Below are 15,398 nucleotides of genomic sequence, written 5' to 3'. Positions count from 1 at the left end.
CCGCGCCGCCGCGTCCTCCCGCCAACGTCCGGGGCTGCGCGCCCCGCACGGCCCTGCCCGTCCGCTTGAAGGAGAAAGGCCATGAGCGCCGTTATCGATGACCACGGTCATGCCGACCACGCCCACGGCCCCGCCAAAGGCCTGATGCGCTGGGTGCTGACCACCAACCACAAGGACATCGGCACGCTGTACCTGTGGTTCGCGTTCTGCATGTTCCTGCTCGGCGGCTCGTTCGCCATGGTTATCCGCGCCGAGCTGTTCCAGCCCGGCCTGCAGATCGTCGAGCCGGCGTTCTTCAACCAGATGACCACCATGCACGGCCTGGTGATGGTGTTCGGCGCGGTGATGCCGGCGTTCGTCGGCCTCGCCAACTGGATGATCCCGCTGATGATCGGCGCGCCGGACATGGCCTTGCCGCGGATGAACAACTTCAGCTTCTGGCTGCTGCCGGCGGCGTTCCTGCTGCTGGTCTCGACCCTGTTCACCCCCGGCGGCGGGCCGAACTTCGGCTGGACGTTCTACGCGCCGCTGTCCACCACCTACGCGCCGGAAAGCGTGACGTTCTTCATCTTCGCCATCCACCTGATGGGGATCAGCTCGATCATGGGCGCGATCAACGTGATCGCCACCATCCTCAACCTGCGCGCCCCCGGCATGACCCTGATGAAGATGCCGCTGTTCGTCTGGACCTGGCTGATCACCGCGTTCCTGCTGATCGCGGTGATGCCGGTGCTGGCCGGCTGCGTGACGATGATGCTGATGGATATCCACTTCGGCACCAGTTTCTTCAGCGCCGCCGGCGGCGGCGACCCGGTGCTGTTCCAGCATGTGTTCTGGTTCTTCGGCCACCCCGAGGTGTACATCATGATCCTGCCGGCCTTCGGCGCCGTCAGCGCGATCATCCCGACCTTCGCGCGCAAGCCGCTGTTCGGCTACACCTCGATGGTCTACGCCACGGCGAGCATCGCGTTCCTGTCGTTCATCGTCTGGGCGCACCACATGTTCGTGGTGGGCATCCCGCTGGTGGGCGAGCTGTTCTTCATGTACGCCACCATGCTGATCGCGGTGCCGACCGGGGTGAAGGTGTTCAACTGGGCCAGCACCATGTGGCAGGGCTCGATGACCTTCGAGACGCCGATGCTGTTCGCGGTGGCGTTCGTGATCCTGTTCTCCATCGGCGGCTTCTCCGGGCTGATGCTGGCCATCGCCCCGGCGGACTTCCAGTACCAGGACACCTACTTCGTGGTCGCCCACTTCCACTACGTGCTGGTGCCGGGGGCGATCTTCGGGATCTTCGCCTCGGCCTACTACTGGCTGCCGAAGTGGACCGGCCACATGTACGACGAGACCCTCGGCAAGCTGCATTTCTGGCTGTCCTTCATCGGCATGAACCTGACGTTTTTCCCGATGCACTTCGTGGGACTTGCGGGCATGCCCCGGCGGATCCCGGACTACAACCTGCAGTTCGCCGACTTCAACATGGTGTCGTCGATCGGCGCGTTCATGTTCGGCGCCACGCAGATCTTCTTCCTGTTCATCGTGATCAAGACCATCCGCGGCGGAGCGCCGGCGCCGGCCAAGCCTTGGGACGGCGCCGAAGGACTGGAGTGGAGCGTGCCGTCGCCGGCGCCGTACCACACCTTCACCACGCCGCCGGAAGTCAAATGAACACCGGCCGCCCTGCAGGCGCGAGCCTGCTCGCAAAGAACGATGACGCGCTGTGCCTGCAGCACCGGGTCGTCCGCTTCGCGAACAGGCTCGCGCCTGCAGGGGGCTCGGTGAGGAGCTGAAACCATGGCTGACTCGGTCTCGATGAAAAAACTGGTCACCCGCCTGCTGAGCGTGGTGGTGGCGATGTTTGTCTTCGGCTTCGCCCTGGTGCCGCTGTACGACGTGATGTGCAAGGCCTTCGGCATCAACGGCAAGACCGCCGGGCAATACGAGGGCGAGCAGACCGTCGACACCTCGCGCCAGGTGCGCGTGCAGTTCCTGTCGACCAACACCGCCGACATGCCGTGGGACTTCTACCCCAAGCATGACGAGCTGACGGCCAACCCCGGTGCGGTCAACGAGATGATCTTCATCGCCCGCAACCCCACCGACAAGCCGATGAGCGCCCAGGCCGTGCCGAGCATCGCGCCGAGCAACGCGGCGGCGTATTTCCACAAGACCGAATGCTTCTGTTTCACCCAGCAGGTGCTGCAGCCCGGTCAGCAGATCGAGATGCCCGTGCGCTTCATCGTTGACCGCGACATGCCCAAGGATGTGAAGCACCTGACGCTGTCCTACACGCTGTTCGACATCACCGCCCGTCATCCACCGGTAGCCGCAAGCACTGGCGGTTAAGCGTGCCCGATAAGGAGAACAATAAATGGCGACTCATGAGCACTATTACGTTCCGGCCCAGAGCAAGTGGCCGATCGTGGCGACCGTCGGCATGGTCACCACGGTGTATGGGCTGGCGACCTGGTTCAACGACCTGAAGGCGGCGCGCCCGGAATCCCACGGCCCGCTGATCTTCTTCATCGGCGGCCTGCTGCTGGCGTACATGCTGTTCGGCTGGTTCGGCGCGGTGATCAAGGAAAGCCGTGCGGGGCTGTACAGCCCGCAGCTGGACCGCTCGTTCCGCTGGGGCATGAGCTGGTTCATCTTTTCCGAGGTGATGTTCTTCATCGCCTTCTTCGGCGCGCTGTTCTATGTGCGGCACGTGTCGGGGCCGGCGCTGGGCGGCGAAGGCACCAAGGGCATCGCCCACATGCTGTGGCCGAACTTCGAGTTCGTCTGGCCGCTGCTGAACAACCCGGACTCCAAGCTGTTCCCGCCGCCCAAGGAAGTCATCAGCCCCTGGGGCCTGCCGCTGATCAACACCATCTTGCTGGTGAGCTCCAGCGTCACCGTGACCATCGCCCACCATGCCCTGAAAAAGGGCCACCGCGGCGCGCTGAAGCTGTGGCTGGCGATCACCGTGCTGCTGGGCTGCGGGTTCCTCGCGCTGCAGGCCGAGGAGTACATGCACGCCTACCACGAACTGGGCCTGACCCTGGGTTCGGGCATCTACGGCGCGACGTTCTTCATGCTCACCGGTTTCCACGGCGCCCACGTGACCATCGGCACGATCATCCTGTTCGTGATGCTGGTGCGCATCATGCGCGGGCATTTCGACGCCGAGCACCAGTTCGGCTTCGAGGCGGCGAGCTGGTACTGGCACTTCGTGGACGTGGTGTGGATCGGCCTGTTCGTGTTCGTTTACGTGCTCTGAGGCTCACCAGGGCGCATGCGAGACCAGTTGGCCGCTCCAGAAGCCCCAGGCGATCAGGCCGACGGTGGCGGCGGCCAGGGTGACCCGAACGCTCAAGGCGATCACCAGACGGTTCGAGCCGCTGTCGTCCTTGACCAGAAAGAACAGGCCGCTGAACAGGCTGATCACCGTGGCGATCAGCATCAGGACGATGGCTGCCTTGAGCATCATGGCAAGACTCCGGGGGGACAGGCGATGCAATTGAGTATAGCGGTCGCACGCACCGGCTCCGGGGCACGGCCATGAAGCGCTTCCGGCCCGGCGTCGTGCCGACGGTGGCGGTGGTTCTGCTGCTGCCGCTGATGGTGTCGCTGGGTGTCTGGCAGCTGGGCCGCGGCGCGGAGAAGACCGCCTTGCTCGCCAGCTACGCCGAACGCCGCGCCGCCGAACCGATGGCCGCCGCCGAACTGCTGCACAGCGCCGATCCGGCCTTCCGCCGGGTGCACCTGCACGGCCGCTTCGATGCCGACCACAGCCTGCTGCTCGACAACCGCCAGCGCGACGGCAAGGTGGGCGTCGAGCTGCTGCAGCCGCTCCAGGACCGGCGCACCGGCCAGTGGCTGCTGGTCAACCGCGGCTGGCTGCCGTGGCCGGATCGGCGCCTTGCCCCACAGTTCACGACCCCGGCCGACGCGGTGGACATGGATGCCTGGGTCTACGTCGCCCCCGGGGCGACCTTCCAGCTGCATGCCGATCCGGTCAGCGACGCCTGGCCGCAGACCGTCACCGCCGTCGAGCCGGCGCGGCTGTGGAAAACCCTCGACCGCGACGGCTTCGCCTATGAAGTGCGCGCAGAACCCGGCCCCGCCAGCTACGTCACCGACTGGCCGGTGGTGGCGATGGGCCCGGAAAAACACCTCGGCTATGCCGTGCAGTGGTTCGCCATGGCCACCGCCCTGCTCGGCCTTTACCTGTATCTCGGCTGGCACAACGCAAAGGAGAAACACCATGGGAGCGGCCATGAATCCACCCAGCATGTCTGAAGCCAAGCCGGCAGCCGGTCGCCGCCGCGGACGCATCCAGCTGCTGCTGATCGTGCTGGGCGTGGTCGGCCCGATGATCCTCGCCACCGGCATGTACAAACTGCAGTTCTGGGTACCGGAAGGCCGCAGCTACCACGGCGAGCTGATCGGCAACGGCCAGACCCGCGCCGACCTCGGCGTGAAGGCCGACGAGGAGCGCTGGCAGATGCTGGTGACCGCCCCCGGCGATTGCGCCGCGGACTGCCAGCAATTGGTGTACCTGGCGCGGCAGATCCAGATCGGCCTGGGCCGCGACGCCGGGCGAGCCAGCCACGCCCTCGCCGCCGCGCAGCCGCTGGGCGCCGACTACGAAGCCCGGCTGGCCCGCGACTACCCGCAACTTCAGCGCTACCCGCTGGACACCGCCGGCCTGCGCAAGACCGCCGGGGACGCGTCCGCGCCGCAGCTGTGGATCATCGACCCCCACGGCAACCTGGTGCTGCGCTACGGCCCGGACGTCAACGGCAAGGATCTGCTCAACGATCTGCGCCACCTGCTGAAACTGTCGAACATCGGATAGGGACATCGTCATGGCCAAACCCGGATTTCGCCTTGCGCTGTTCGCCACCCTGCTGGCGCTGATCGTGGTGCTGCTCGGCGCCTACACCCGCCTGACCCACGCCGGCCTCGGCTGCCCCGACTGGCCGGGCTGCTACGGCTTCATCAGCGTGCCCAAGAGCGAAGCCCAGCTGGCCCATGCCGAGCTGCACTTCCCGGACTCGCCGGTGGAGGCGCACAAGGGCTGGAACGAGATGATCCACCGCTATTTCGCCGGCACCCTGGGCATGCTCATCGCTGTATTGGCCGGGCGGGCGTGGGTCGATCGCCGGCACCCGGGGCAACCGCTGAAGCTGCCGCTGTTCCTGCTGGCGGTGGTGTTCGCCCAGGCGGCGTTCGGCATGTGGACGGTAACGCTGAAACTGTGGCCGCAAGTGGTCACCGGGCACCTGCTGGGCGGCTTCGCGACCTTGAGCCTGTTGTTCCTGCTGACGTTGCGGCTGTCCGGCGTGCTGCCGGCCCTGAGCGTGCCGCGTCGCCTGCAATATTGGGCGACCGCAGGCCTGGTGCTGGTGATCGGCCAGATCGCCCTCGGCGGCTGGGTCAGCTCCAACTACGCGGCGGTGGCCTGCATCGACTTCCCCACCTGCCACGGCCAATGGCTGCCGCCGGCGGACTTCGCCAACGGCTTCCACCTGACCCAGCACATCGGCCCCAACTACCTGGGCGGGCAACTGGACAGCGACGCCCGCACCGCCATCCACCTGACCCACCGCATCGGTGCCCTGCTGGTGACCCTGGTGCTGCTGGGGCTGGCCTGGCAACTGAAGGCGGTGGGCATGACCCGCCTCGCCGGGCTGGTGCTGGCCGCCCTCGCCGCGCAGATCACCCTGGGCGTCAGCAACGTGCTGTTCCATCTGCCGCTGCCGGTGGCCGTGGCGCACAACGCCGGCGGCGCCGCGCTGCTGCTGACGATGGTGCTGGTCAACTATCACGCGCGCACCGCCCTGGTGCGGATCAAGCGGCCGATGCCGGCCGGCTGGCGCCTGAACCCGCGCAGGCACCCTGCCGCGCCGGTCACCCTCAAAGGAGAGACGCCATGGCGATTCTGATCGGCGAACGCCCTGCCCAAGCGCTGTGGCGCGACTACCTGGAGCTGACCAAACCGAAGGTGGTGGTGCTGATGCTCATCACCTCGCTGGTGGGCATGTTCCTGGCGACCCGGGCCGGCGTGCCGTGGACCGTGCTGGTGTTCGGCAACCTGGGCATCGCGCTGTGCGCCGGCGGCGCGGCGGCGGTCAACCATGTGGTGGACCGGCGCATCGACGCGGTGATGGCCCGCACCCACAAGCGGCCGCTGGCTGAAGGCCGGGTGGCGCCACTGGCGGCACTGACGTTCGCCCTGGCGCTGGCGCTGGCCGGCCAGGCCCTGCTGCTGGCCTTCACCAATGCCCTGACCGCCTGGCTGACCCTGGCCTCGCTGCTCGGCTACGCGGTGGTCTACACCGGTTTCCTGAAACGGGCGACCCCGCAGAACATCGTCATCGGCGGCCTCGCCGGCGCCGCCCCGCCGCTGCTGGGCTGGACCGCCGCCACCGGCCACGTCAGCGCCGAACCTCTGCTGCTGGTGCTGATCATCTTCGCCTGGACGCCGCCGCACTTCTGGGCCCTGGCCATCCACCGCAAGGAGGAATACGCCAAGGCCGACATCCCGATGCTGCCGGTCACCCACGGCGAGCACTACACCAAGGTGCACATCCTGCTGTACACCTTCGCCCTGCTGGCGGTCAGCCTCCTGCCTTACGTGATCCACATGAGCGGGCTGCTGTACCTGATCTGCGCGCTGGGGCTGGGCGCCCGGTTTCTGCAATGGGCCGTTGTGCTGTACCGTGGCACTCGGCCGCACGCGGCGATCAACACCTTCAAGTACTCTATTTATTACTTGTTCCTGCTGTTCATCGCCCTGCTCGTAGACCACTACCTATTGTTGAACCTATGACTCGAACCCAGAAAACCGTCTTCATCCTCGTCGCCGTGATCGCGCTGATCCTCGGCCTGACCGTCAACAAGGTGCTGAGCGGCAAGGGCCAGGGCGACCCCACCGCGCTGATCGACGCCGGCATCATCCTGCTGCCGCAGAGCCGCAGCCTGCCGGACGTGACCATGACCGACCAGGACGGCAAGGCCGTCACGGTCAACGAGCTCAAGGGCAAATGGAGCCTGCTGTTCTTCGGCTACACCTTCTGCCCGGACATCTGCCCGACCACCCTCGCCCAACTGCGCCAGATCAAGAGCGAACTGCCCAAGGACGCGGTCGACAAGCTGCAGATCGTCCTGGTCAGCGTCGACCCCAACCGCGACAACCCGAAACAGCTCAAGCAGTACCTGGGCTATTTCGATCCGCAGTTCATCGGCCTGACGCCCAAGTCGGTGGAGGAACTGCAGAAGGTCGCCAACGCGGTGAGCATCCCGTTCATCCCGGCTGACACCAGCAAGCCGAACTACACCGTCGACCACAGCGGCAACCTCGCGGTGATCGGCCCGGACGGCACCCAGCGCGGCTTCATCCGCGCGCCGCTGAACAACGCCAAGCTGGTGGCGCAGTTGCCGGTGATGCTCAACCGGCCGTGAAGCAGGCACAAAAAAAGGGACGCCCGAGGCGTCCCTTTTTCATTGCCGCAGCGATCAGAACGCCGGCAGCACCGCACCCTTGTACTTCTCGGTGATGAATTGCTTCACCTCCGGGCTGTGCAAAGCGGCCGCCAGTTTCTTCATCGCGTCGCTGTCCTTGTTGTCCCCGCGGGACACCAGGATGTTCACGTACGGCGAGTCGTTGCCTTCGATCACCAGCGCGTCCTTGGACGGATCGAGCTTGGCTTCCAGCGCGTAGTTGGTGTTGATCAGCGCCAGGTCGACCTGGGTCAGCACGCGCGGGATGGTCGCGGCTTCCAGTTCACGGATCTTCAGGCCTTTCGGGTTCTCGGCGATGTCCTTGACGGTGGACAGGATGTTCTTCGAGTCCTTGAGCTTGATCACGCCGGCCTTGTCCAGCAGCAGCAGCGCACGGCCGCCGTTGGTGGCGTCGTTCGGGATCACCACGTTGGCGCCGCTCGGCAGCTCGTCGAGCTTCTTGAACTTGCTGGAGTAGGCGCCCAGGGGTTCCAGGTGCACGCCGGCCACGGCCACCAGGCTGGTGCCCTTGGCCTTGTTGAACTCATCGAGGTACGGCTGGTGCTGGAAGAAGTTGGCGTCCAGGCGCTTCTCGGCCACCTGCACGTTCGGCTGAATGTAGTCGGTGAACACCTTCACCTTCAGGTCCACGCCTTCCTTGGCCAGCGCCGGTTTCACGAACTCGAGGATCTCGGCGTGGGGCACCGGGGTCGCGGCCACGGTCAGGGTTTCGGCGGCGTGGGCCGAGAAAGCGGCGGCGGCAGCGAGGGCAACGAACAGTCTTTTCATTCAGCTAACTCCTTGTGGGTATCCGCCGGCGGCGCCTTGACGCCTGCCGGGGAAGGCCGGCTCATGTTTTTCTGTGACAGGATCGATTATTTGCGCGAGAAGTGGACGACCAGCCGGTCGCCCGCCATTTGCAGCACTTGCACCAGGATCAACAGCAGCACCACGGTCACGACCATCACGTCGGTCTGGAAGCGCTGGTAGCCGAAACGGATCGCCAGGTCGCCCAGGCCGCCGGCGCCGACCACACCGGCCATCGCCGTGTAGGACACCAGTGTAATCGCTGTCACCGTAATCGCCGCGAAGATGCCCGGACGGGCCTCCGGCAGCAGCGCGTTGACGATGATCTGCCGGGTGGTCGCGCCCATCGACTGGGTGGCTTCGATGATGCCGCGATCCACCTCGCGCAGGGCGGTTTCCACCAGCCGCGCGAAGAACGGCGTCGCGCCCACCACCAAAGGCGGAATCGCACCGGCCACGCCCAGCGACGTGCCGGTGATCAGCACGGTGAACGGGATCATCACGATCAGCAGGATGATGAACGGCAGCGAACGCAGGATGTTCACCACCAGCGACATGATCGCGTAGACGCCGCGATTCTCCAGCAGCTGGCGCGGGCTGCACAGGAACAGCAGCACGCCCAGCGGCAGACCCAGCAGGACGGTGAACAGCAGCGAGCCGCCGAGCATCATCAGGGTGTCGCCGGTGGCCAGCCAGATTTCCAGCCAGTCGATGTTTTCGAACAGGGACTTGAGCAGTTCCATCAGCGGAGCACCTCCATGTGAACGTCGGCGGCGGTGAAGCGGGCGAACGCCGCGTCCATGTCGCCGCCGGTGACGGCGAGGGTCAATTGCCCGTAGGGAACGTCTTTGATGCGGTCGATGCGGCCGGCCAGGATGCTGTAGTCCACCCCGGTCTCCCGGGCGACGGTGCCCAGCAGCGGCGCGTAGGTCGCGTCGCCCTGGAACGTCAGGCGCACGATGCGGCCCGGCACGTGGGCGAAGTCATCGCGTTGTTCGTTTTCGTCGATCTGCTCGTCTTCCTGGACGAAACGCTTGGTCGTCGGGTGCTTCGGATGCAGGAACACGTCCGCCACCGGGCCTTGCTCGACGATCGTGCCGGCGTCCATCACCGCCACCTGGTCGCAGACGCGGCGGATCACGTCCATCTCGTGGGTGATCAGGACGATGGTCAGTTTCAGCTCGCGGTTGATCTCGGCCAGCAGTTGCAGCACCGAGGCGGTGGTCTGCGGATCGAGGGCGCTGGTGGCCTCGTCGCACAACAGGATCTTCGGCTTGGTCGCCAGGGCGCGGGCGATGCCGACGCGCTGCTTCTGGCCGCCGGACAGTTGCGCCGGGTACTTCTTGGCATGGTCGGACAGACCGACCCGGGCCAGCAGTTCGGCCACGCGGCGGTCGATCTCGCTGCGCGACAGTTCGCCGGCCAGGGTCAGCGGCAACGCGACGTTGTCGGCCACGGTCTTGGACGCCAGCAGGTTGAAGTGCTGGAAGATCATCCCCACCTGCTGCCGGAAACGGCGCAGGCCGTTGGCGTCCAGCGCGGTGATCTCTTCGCCGTCGACGATGATCTTGCCGCCGCTGGCGTCCTCCAGGCGATTGATCAGACGCAGCAGGGTGCTTTTGCCCGCGCCGGAATGGCCAATCAGGCCGAACACCTGACCGTTCTCAATCGACAGACGGGTCGGGTGCAGCGCAGTGATGTCCTTACCGGCGACGCGGTAAGTCTTATGGACGTTTTGAAACTCGATCACGTAGCGAACCTTGTGGGGCGCGTTGAAAAGGGTCAGCGGTTAGCCGGGCGCGCATTTTAGCCTGTCCGTATAGAGGTTCTTAGCATTTATTTCGCAAACAACCTTTCTTTTGGCAATAACGCGATCAAAGGTCATAAAAAAGGAACGGTCCGGCGTCTCGGTCAGTCACTCGAATAACCCCTGGAAATGCCCCATGGCTATCGGCACCGCGCCGGAAAACCTGACGGGCCCCGACCCAAACGAGGAGTTCAAGCCTGATGAGCACCAAAAAACCCGCTGCCGAGAAGAGCCGACTGGCCGGAACGGACACCCCCGACCGCGCCAACACCAACGCCAAGCTCGACCGTCTGGAGCCGTTCCGCTCCGACGCCACCGGCCAGGCCCTGCGCACCAACCAGGGCGTCAAGGTCGCCGACAACCAGAACACCCTCAAGGCCGGCGACCGCGGGCCGTCGCTGCTGGAAGACTTCATCATGCGTGAGAAGATCACGCACTTCGACCATGAGCGCATCCCCGAACGCATCGTTCACGCCCGCGGCGCCGGCGCCCACGGCTTTTTCCAGAGCTACGGGAACCATTCGGCGCTGACCAAGGCCGGTTTCCTGCAGGATCCGGCAAAGAAAACACCGGTGTTCGTCCGTTTTTCCACCGTGCAGGGGCCGCGCGGCTCCGGCGACACGGTGCGCGACGTGCGCGGCTTCGCCGTGAAGTTCTTCACCGAGGAAGGCAACTTCGACCTGGTGGGCAACAACATGCCGGTCTTCTTCATTCAGGACGCGGTGAAGTTCCCCGATTTCGTCCACGCGGTGAAACCCGAGCCGCACAACGAAATCCCCACCGGCGGCTCGGCCCACGACACCTTCTGGGATTTCGTTTCGCTGGTGCCCGAGTCGGCGCACATGGTGATCTGGGCCATGTCCGACCGGGCGATCCCGAAAAGCCTGCGCAGCATGCAGGGCTTCGGCGTGCACACCTTCCGGCTGGTCAACGCCGAGGGCACCTCGCGCTTCGTCAAGTTCCACTGGCGCCCCACCGCCGGCACCTGCTCGCTGGTGTGGGACGAGGCCCAGAAGCTCGCCGGCAAGGACACCGACCACCATCGCCGCGACCTCTGGGAAACCATCGAGACCGGGGACTACCCGGAGTGGGAACTAGGGGTGCAGGTCATCGAGGAACAGCACGAGCACGACTTCGAGTTCGACCTGCTCGACCCCACCAAACTGATTCCCGAGGAGATCGTGCCGATCACGCCGCTGGGCAAGATGACCCTCAACCGCAACCCGGACAACTTCTTCGCCGAGACCGAGCAGGTCGCGTTCTGCCCCGGCCACATCGTGCCGGGGATTGACTTCTCCAACGATCCGCTGCTGCAGGGGCGTCTGTTTTCCTACACCGATACGCAGATCAGCCGACTCGGCGGGCCGAACTTTCACGAGCTGCCGATCAACCGTCCGCTGGCGCCGTTCCACAACGGCCAACGCGACGCCCAGCACCGTTCGACCATCGACAAAGGCCGCGCCTCTTACGAGCCGAATTCGATCGACGGCGGCTGGCCGAAGGAAACCCCGCCCGCCGCGCAGGACGGCGGTTTCGAGAGTTATCCGGAGCGCATCGACGCAAACAAGATCCGCCAGCGCAGCGAATCCTTCGGCGATCACTTCTCCCAGGCCCGGCTGTTCTTCAACAGCATGAGCCCCCACGAGCAGGAACACATCATCGCGGCCTACAGCTTCGAACTGGGCAAGGTGGAGCGCGAGACCATCCGGGCGCGGGAGGTCAACGACATCCTCGCCAACATCGACCTGGAGCTGGCCAGGCGCGTCGCGGAAAACCTGGGCCTGCCGGCGCCGGCCAAAGGCACGGTGGCGGTGCGCAAGACCTCGCTGGAGCGCTCGCCCGCGCTGAGTCAGGCCAACTTGCTGCCGGAAAACATAAAAACCCGAAAAGTGGCGATTCTGGCCGCGAACGGCGTCGATGGTGCAGCCATCGACGCCATGAAGAAAGCACTCAAGGCCGAAGGCGCCCACGGGAAGCTGCTCGGCCCGACCTCGGCGCCGCTCAAGGCCGCCAACGGCAAGACCCTGGCGGTGGACGCGTCGATGGAAGGCATGCCGTCGGTGGCCTTCGACGCGGTGTTCGTGCCGGGCGGTGCGGCGTCGGTCAAGGCCTTGGGCGGTGACGGGGTGGCGTTGCACTACCTGCTGGAGGCGTACAAGCACCTGAAGGCAATCGCCTTGCAGGGCGAGGCCGAACAATTGCTGGACATGCTGAAGCTGGAAAAGGACGCGGGACTGGTGACGGGCAAAGACGCCGGGGCGCTGACCCAGGCGTTCTTTGCCGCGATCGGGCAGCACCGGGTCTGGGAACGGGAAGCCAAGGCGAAGGCGGTTCCTGCATAAGGGATCCCCGGTGCCCATGAGGACGCCATCGCCAGCAGGCTGGCTCCCACAGGATTCGGAACGCCGCAGATCCCTGTGGGAGGCCAGCCTGCTGGCGATGGACTCCGGACTTGGCGCTTAAGGCTTGCGCGGGCTCAAGACCATCTGCGCAGGTACGGTGCGCACGGTCTGCTTGCGGATCTGCAGGTCGAAGCCCGGATCCAGCTTCTTCACGCGCTTGGTCAGCAAGGTCGCCAGCCACGGGTAGTCGGCGGTGCGCGGGGCCTGCAGGGTCACTGCGCAGTCGTAATTCACCACATCGGCGGCGATCGCATCCAGTTGCCGACGCAATTTGCGGCTATCGGTGATGTTCAGCGCCACCGTGGTGCTTTCCGCTGTCGGGTCGATCACCCGCGCCTTGGGCTTGGACTCCGCCGCCTGCAGCGCCGCTTCAGCCTTTTCCAGCTCGGCCTTGCGGGCTTCGGTGATGGCGCCGTTGACGCCGCCGGTCAGCGCCGGGGCCTTGGGCATCAGGGCCCGGGCACGGCTCAGGGCCATGGCGGCGGCGTTCACGTCGCCCTTCTGCAGCACGATCTGGCTGCGGCGCAGGTAGGCTTCGGCCAGTTGCCTCTGGTACTGCTCAAGGGACTGGTCGTTGGGGGTTTCCGCCTGCAAGGCCGCCAATTGGTCTTCGGCGGTGGCCAGTTCGCTGCTGGCCAGGCTTTGCTCCAGTTGTGCGATGGCCGTGGCCCGCGCGTCGGGGGCTTCGGCCACCGGCGGCGTGCTTTGGCAAGCGCCCAGCAGCACGGAAAATGCGACAAGGAGCAGATAACGGGAGGCGAACGGCTTCATTCCTGCGACTCTCTAATTGCGCAAAAAGCGAGCAAGTCTACACCCCTCGACGGGGCAGGACAAAACTGAGCAGAAACAGTGCGGCCGCCGTCACAACGATCGAAGGGCCGGCCGGGGTGTCCTTGAACCAGGACAGCGCCAGCCCGCCGCACACGGCCAGCATGCCCAACAGGCTCGCACCCAGCGCCATCTGCTCCGGGGAGCGGGCGTGACGCTGTGCCGCAGCCGCCGGGATGATCAGCAGCGAGGTGATCAACAGCACGCCGACGATCTTCATCGCCACCGCGATCACCACCGCGATCAGCAGCATCAGCGCCATGCGCAGCCCGGCCACCGGCAGGCCTTCGACCTTGGCCAGCTCTTCGTGCACGGTGATCGCCAGCAACGGCCGCCACAGCGTCACCAGCAACGCCAGCACCGCCGCGCTGCCGCCGAGGATCCAGGCCAGGTCGGTGGGGCTGATCGCCAGCAGGTCGCCGAACAGATAGGCCATCAGGTCGATCCGCACTTCATGCATGAAGCTTAGTACCACCAGGCCAAGGGAGAGCGTGCTCGGCGCGAGAATTCCCAGCAGCGTGTCGGAGGCCAGCGGCTGGCGCTGCTGCAGCGTCACCAGCACCACCGCCAGCAGCAGGCAGCCGACAGTGACCGCCACGGTCGGACTGACATCCAGCAGAAAGCCCAGGGCCACGCCCAACAGGGCGGCGTGGGACAGGGTGTCGCCGAAGTAGGCCATGCGCCGCCAGACCACGAACGAGCCCAACGGCCCTGCGACCACCGCCAGCGCCAGACCTGCAAGCAGGGCGTAGAACAGAAAATCAGCCATGCTTGCAGCCATCTCCGTGAACATGGGGTTGGCCCGCCGGGGCCGCCTTGACCACCGAACCGTGCAGGTCGTGGGCGTGGTCGTGATGGTGGTGATAGATCGCCAGGCTCGGCGCGTTGTTGCCGAACAGCTCGACGAAGGCCGGGTCGCCGCTGACCTGCTCCGGATGCCCGGAACAGCAGACGTGGCGGTTGAGGCAGACCACCTGGTCGGTGGTGCTCATCACCAGGTGCAGGTCATGGGAGACCATCAGCACGCCGCAGCCGTGGCGGTCGCGCAGCCGCGTGATCAGGCTGTACAGCTCGGCCTGGCCGGCCACGTCGACGCCCTGCACCGGCTCGTCGAGCACCAGCAGCTCGGGCTCGCGCAGCAGGGCCCGGGCCAGCAGCACGCGCTGCATCTCACCGCCGGAAACGCTCTGCACCGGGCTGTCGATGACGTGCTCGGCGCCGACTTCCTTGAGCGCCGCCAAGGCCCGCGTGCGGTCGACGCCCGGCACCAGGCGCAGAAAGCGCAGCACCGACAGCGGCAAGGTCGGATCGACATGGAGCTTCTGCGGCATGTAGCCGACCCGCAGCCTCGGCTTGCGCCAGACGCGGCCGCTGTCCGGCTTGAGCAACCCGAGCACGGCGCGCACCAGGGTGGTCTTGCCCGCGCCGTTGGGGCCGATCAGGGTGACGATCTGCCCCGGCTCGACGCTCAGGTGAATGTTGTCCAGCACGCTTTGCCCGGCGAACCGGACCGCGACCTGCTCGAGACGGATCAGCGTGTCGCTCATCAAGCCCCCCGGCAGCCGGAGCAGAGGCCGACCACTTCCACGGTCTGGGCCTCGACGACGAAGCCGACATCCTTGGCGCTGTGGATGATCGCGTCGCTGATGGCCTTCTGCTCAAGCTCGATGGCGGCGTGGCATTGGCGGCAGATCAGGAACTGGCCCTGATGCGCGTGCTCCGGGTGGACGCAGCCGATGAAGGCGTTGAGCGAGGAGATGCGGTGCACCAGGCCGTTCTCCAGCAGGAAATCCAGCGCCCGGTACACGGTCGGCGGCGCGGCGCGACGGCCGTCCTGCTCGCTCAGCACCGCGAGGATGTCGTAGGCGCCCAGCGGCTTGTGGCTCTGCCAGACCAGTTCCAGCACCCGCCGACGCAGCGCGGTCAGGCGCAGGCCCTTGCGTGCGCACAGGGCGTCGGCCTCGGACAAAGCGCTGTGCACGCAATGAGAGTGGTCGTGGGGGCGGCTGGCAATCGGTGTAATGGGCATGAGCGGCGACGAGTTTGGCTAGAGACGTTATTATGTT

The 15,398-nt window shown here is 65.9% G+C and carries 17 protein-coding genes; 9 read left to right on the top strand and 8 right to left on the bottom strand.

The genetic code is table 11. The features are described from left to right. Window positions 1–81: 81 nt before the first annotated feature. The 3 genes from ctaD to CAG33_RS13305 all read left to right on the top strand — a co-directional run bounded on the left by ctaD (window position 82) and on the right by CAG33_RS13305 (window position 3,259). Window positions 82–1,668, top strand: coding sequence for a cytochrome c oxidase subunit I (gene ctaD, locus CAG33_RS13315; protein WP_085579432.1), 1,587 nt, complete (start codon window positions 82–84; stop codon window positions 1,666–1,668). Between the two features lie 126 nt (window positions 1,669–1,794). Further along, entirely contained in the window at window positions 1,795–2,346 is a 552-nt protein-coding gene (locus CAG33_RS13310) for a cytochrome c oxidase assembly protein (protein WP_085579430.1), read from the top strand. Between the two features lie 25 nt (window positions 2,347–2,371). Continuing rightward, window positions 2,372–3,259: a cytochrome c oxidase subunit 3 gene (locus tag CAG33_RS13305; RefSeq protein ID WP_085630398.1), complete on the top strand. Its 888-nt coding sequence runs from the start codon at window positions 2,372–2,374 to the stop codon at window positions 3,257–3,259. A gap of 3 nt (window positions 3,260–3,262) precedes the next feature. Here CAG33_RS13305 and CAG33_RS13300 read toward each other — a convergent pair whose 3' ends face one another. Next, window positions 3,263–3,466 carry a twin transmembrane helix small protein gene (locus CAG33_RS13300; RefSeq protein ID WP_085579525.1) on the bottom strand — a complete coding sequence of 68 codons (204 nt, stop codon included), beginning with the start codon at window positions 3,464–3,466 and terminating at the stop codon, window positions 3,263–3,265. Window positions 3,467–3,540: 74 nt separating this feature from the next. Here CAG33_RS13300 and CAG33_RS13295 point away from each other — a divergent pair, with 74 nt between their 5' ends. From CAG33_RS13295 to CAG33_RS13275, 5 genes are read left to right on the top strand one after another with little or no spacing between them, the layout of a single operon-like run. Beyond that, a complete protein-coding gene (locus CAG33_RS13295; RefSeq protein WP_085638771.1) occupies window positions 3,541–4,281 on the top strand; it encodes an SURF1 family protein in 741 nt (246 codons plus the stop codon). Continuing rightward, window positions 4,247–4,840: a hypothetical protein gene (locus CAG33_RS13290; protein ID WP_085638768.1), complete on the top strand. Its 594-nt coding sequence runs from the start codon at window positions 4,247–4,249 to the stop codon at window positions 4,838–4,840. Before CAG33_RS13295 ends, CAG33_RS13290 begins: the two co-directional genes overlap by 35 nt. Window positions 4,841–4,850: 10 nt before the next feature. Further along, window positions 4,851–5,930, top strand: a complete 1,080-nt coding sequence (locus CAG33_RS13285; protein WP_085638763.1) for a heme A synthase — start codon at window positions 4,851–4,853, stop codon at window positions 5,928–5,930. Then, window positions 5,918–6,817 (top strand): heme o synthase, encoded by a 900-nt coding sequence (gene cyoE, locus CAG33_RS13280; RefSeq protein WP_085579419.1) that lies wholly within the window; start codon window positions 5,918–5,920, stop codon window positions 6,815–6,817. Before CAG33_RS13285 ends, cyoE begins: the two co-directional genes overlap by 13 nt. Beyond that, on the top strand, window positions 6,814–7,449 hold the full coding sequence (locus tag CAG33_RS13275) for an SCO family protein (protein ID WP_085579417.1): 636 nt from the start codon (window positions 6,814–6,816) through the stop codon (window positions 7,447–7,449). The genes cyoE and CAG33_RS13275 overlap by 4 nt, the downstream gene beginning before the upstream one ends. A 54-nt stretch (window positions 7,450–7,503) precedes the next feature. Here CAG33_RS13275 and CAG33_RS13270 read toward each other — a convergent pair whose 3' ends face one another. The 3 genes from CAG33_RS13270 to CAG33_RS13260 form a co-directional block, all read right to left on the bottom strand. After that, window positions 7,504–8,277, bottom strand: a complete 774-nt coding sequence (locus CAG33_RS13270; protein ID WP_085638760.1) for a MetQ/NlpA family ABC transporter substrate-binding protein — start codon at window positions 8,275–8,277, stop codon at window positions 7,504–7,506. Between the two features lie 86 nt (window positions 8,278–8,363). Further along, on the bottom strand, window positions 8,364–9,038 hold the full coding sequence (locus CAG33_RS13265) for a methionine ABC transporter permease (RefSeq protein ID WP_085638757.1): 675 nt from the start codon (window positions 9,036–9,038) through the stop codon (window positions 8,364–8,366). Continuing rightward, window positions 9,038–10,045 (bottom strand): methionine ABC transporter ATP-binding protein, encoded by a 1,008-nt coding sequence (locus CAG33_RS13260; protein ID WP_085579410.1) that lies wholly within the window; start codon window positions 10,043–10,045, stop codon window positions 9,038–9,040. Before CAG33_RS13260 ends, CAG33_RS13265 begins: the two co-directional genes overlap by 1 nt. A 257-nt stretch (window positions 10,046–10,302) precedes the next feature. Between CAG33_RS13260 and katE the strand changes: the two genes are divergently transcribed. Then, entirely contained in the window at window positions 10,303–12,444 is a 2,142-nt protein-coding gene (gene katE / locus CAG33_RS13255; protein ID WP_085638754.1) for a catalase HPII, read from the top strand. A gap of 117 nt (window positions 12,445–12,561) precedes the next feature. Here katE and CAG33_RS13250 read toward each other — a convergent pair whose 3' ends face one another. The 4 genes from CAG33_RS13250 to CAG33_RS13235 are packed head-to-tail and all read right to left on the bottom strand — an operon-like array spanning window position 12,562 to window position 15,361. Then, entirely contained in the window at window positions 12,562–13,275 is a 714-nt protein-coding gene (locus tag CAG33_RS13250; protein ID WP_085579406.1) for a PA5502 family lipoprotein, read from the bottom strand. 37 nt (window positions 13,276–13,312) lie between these two features. Beyond that, window positions 13,313–14,101: a zinc ABC transporter permease subunit ZnuB gene (gene znuB, locus CAG33_RS13245; protein ID WP_085579404.1), complete on the bottom strand. Its 789-nt coding sequence runs from the start codon at window positions 14,099–14,101 to the stop codon at window positions 13,313–13,315. Next, window positions 14,094–14,879 carry a zinc ABC transporter ATP-binding protein ZnuC gene (gene znuC, locus CAG33_RS13240; protein WP_085638811.1) on the bottom strand — a complete coding sequence of 262 codons (786 nt, stop codon included), beginning with the start codon at window positions 14,877–14,879 and terminating at the stop codon, window positions 14,094–14,096. Before znuC ends, znuB begins: the two co-directional genes overlap by 8 nt. Beyond that, window positions 14,879–15,361 carry a Fur family transcriptional regulator gene (locus CAG33_RS13235; protein WP_085579400.1) on the bottom strand — a complete coding sequence of 161 codons (483 nt, stop codon included), beginning with the start codon at window positions 15,359–15,361 and terminating at the stop codon, window positions 14,879–14,881. The genes znuC and CAG33_RS13235 overlap by 1 nt, the downstream gene beginning before the upstream one ends. Window positions 15,362–15,398: the final 37 nt, after the last annotated feature.

The organism is Pseudomonas sp. B3(2017) (genome assembly GCF_002113595.1).
In the GTDB taxonomy this organism is placed as follows: Bacteria; Pseudomonadota; Gammaproteobacteria; order Pseudomonadales; family Pseudomonadaceae; genus Aquipseudomonas; species Aquipseudomonas ekonensis.
Note: the sequence above shows the minus strand (reverse complement) of the source record. Positions and strands in the feature narration are given on the sequence as shown.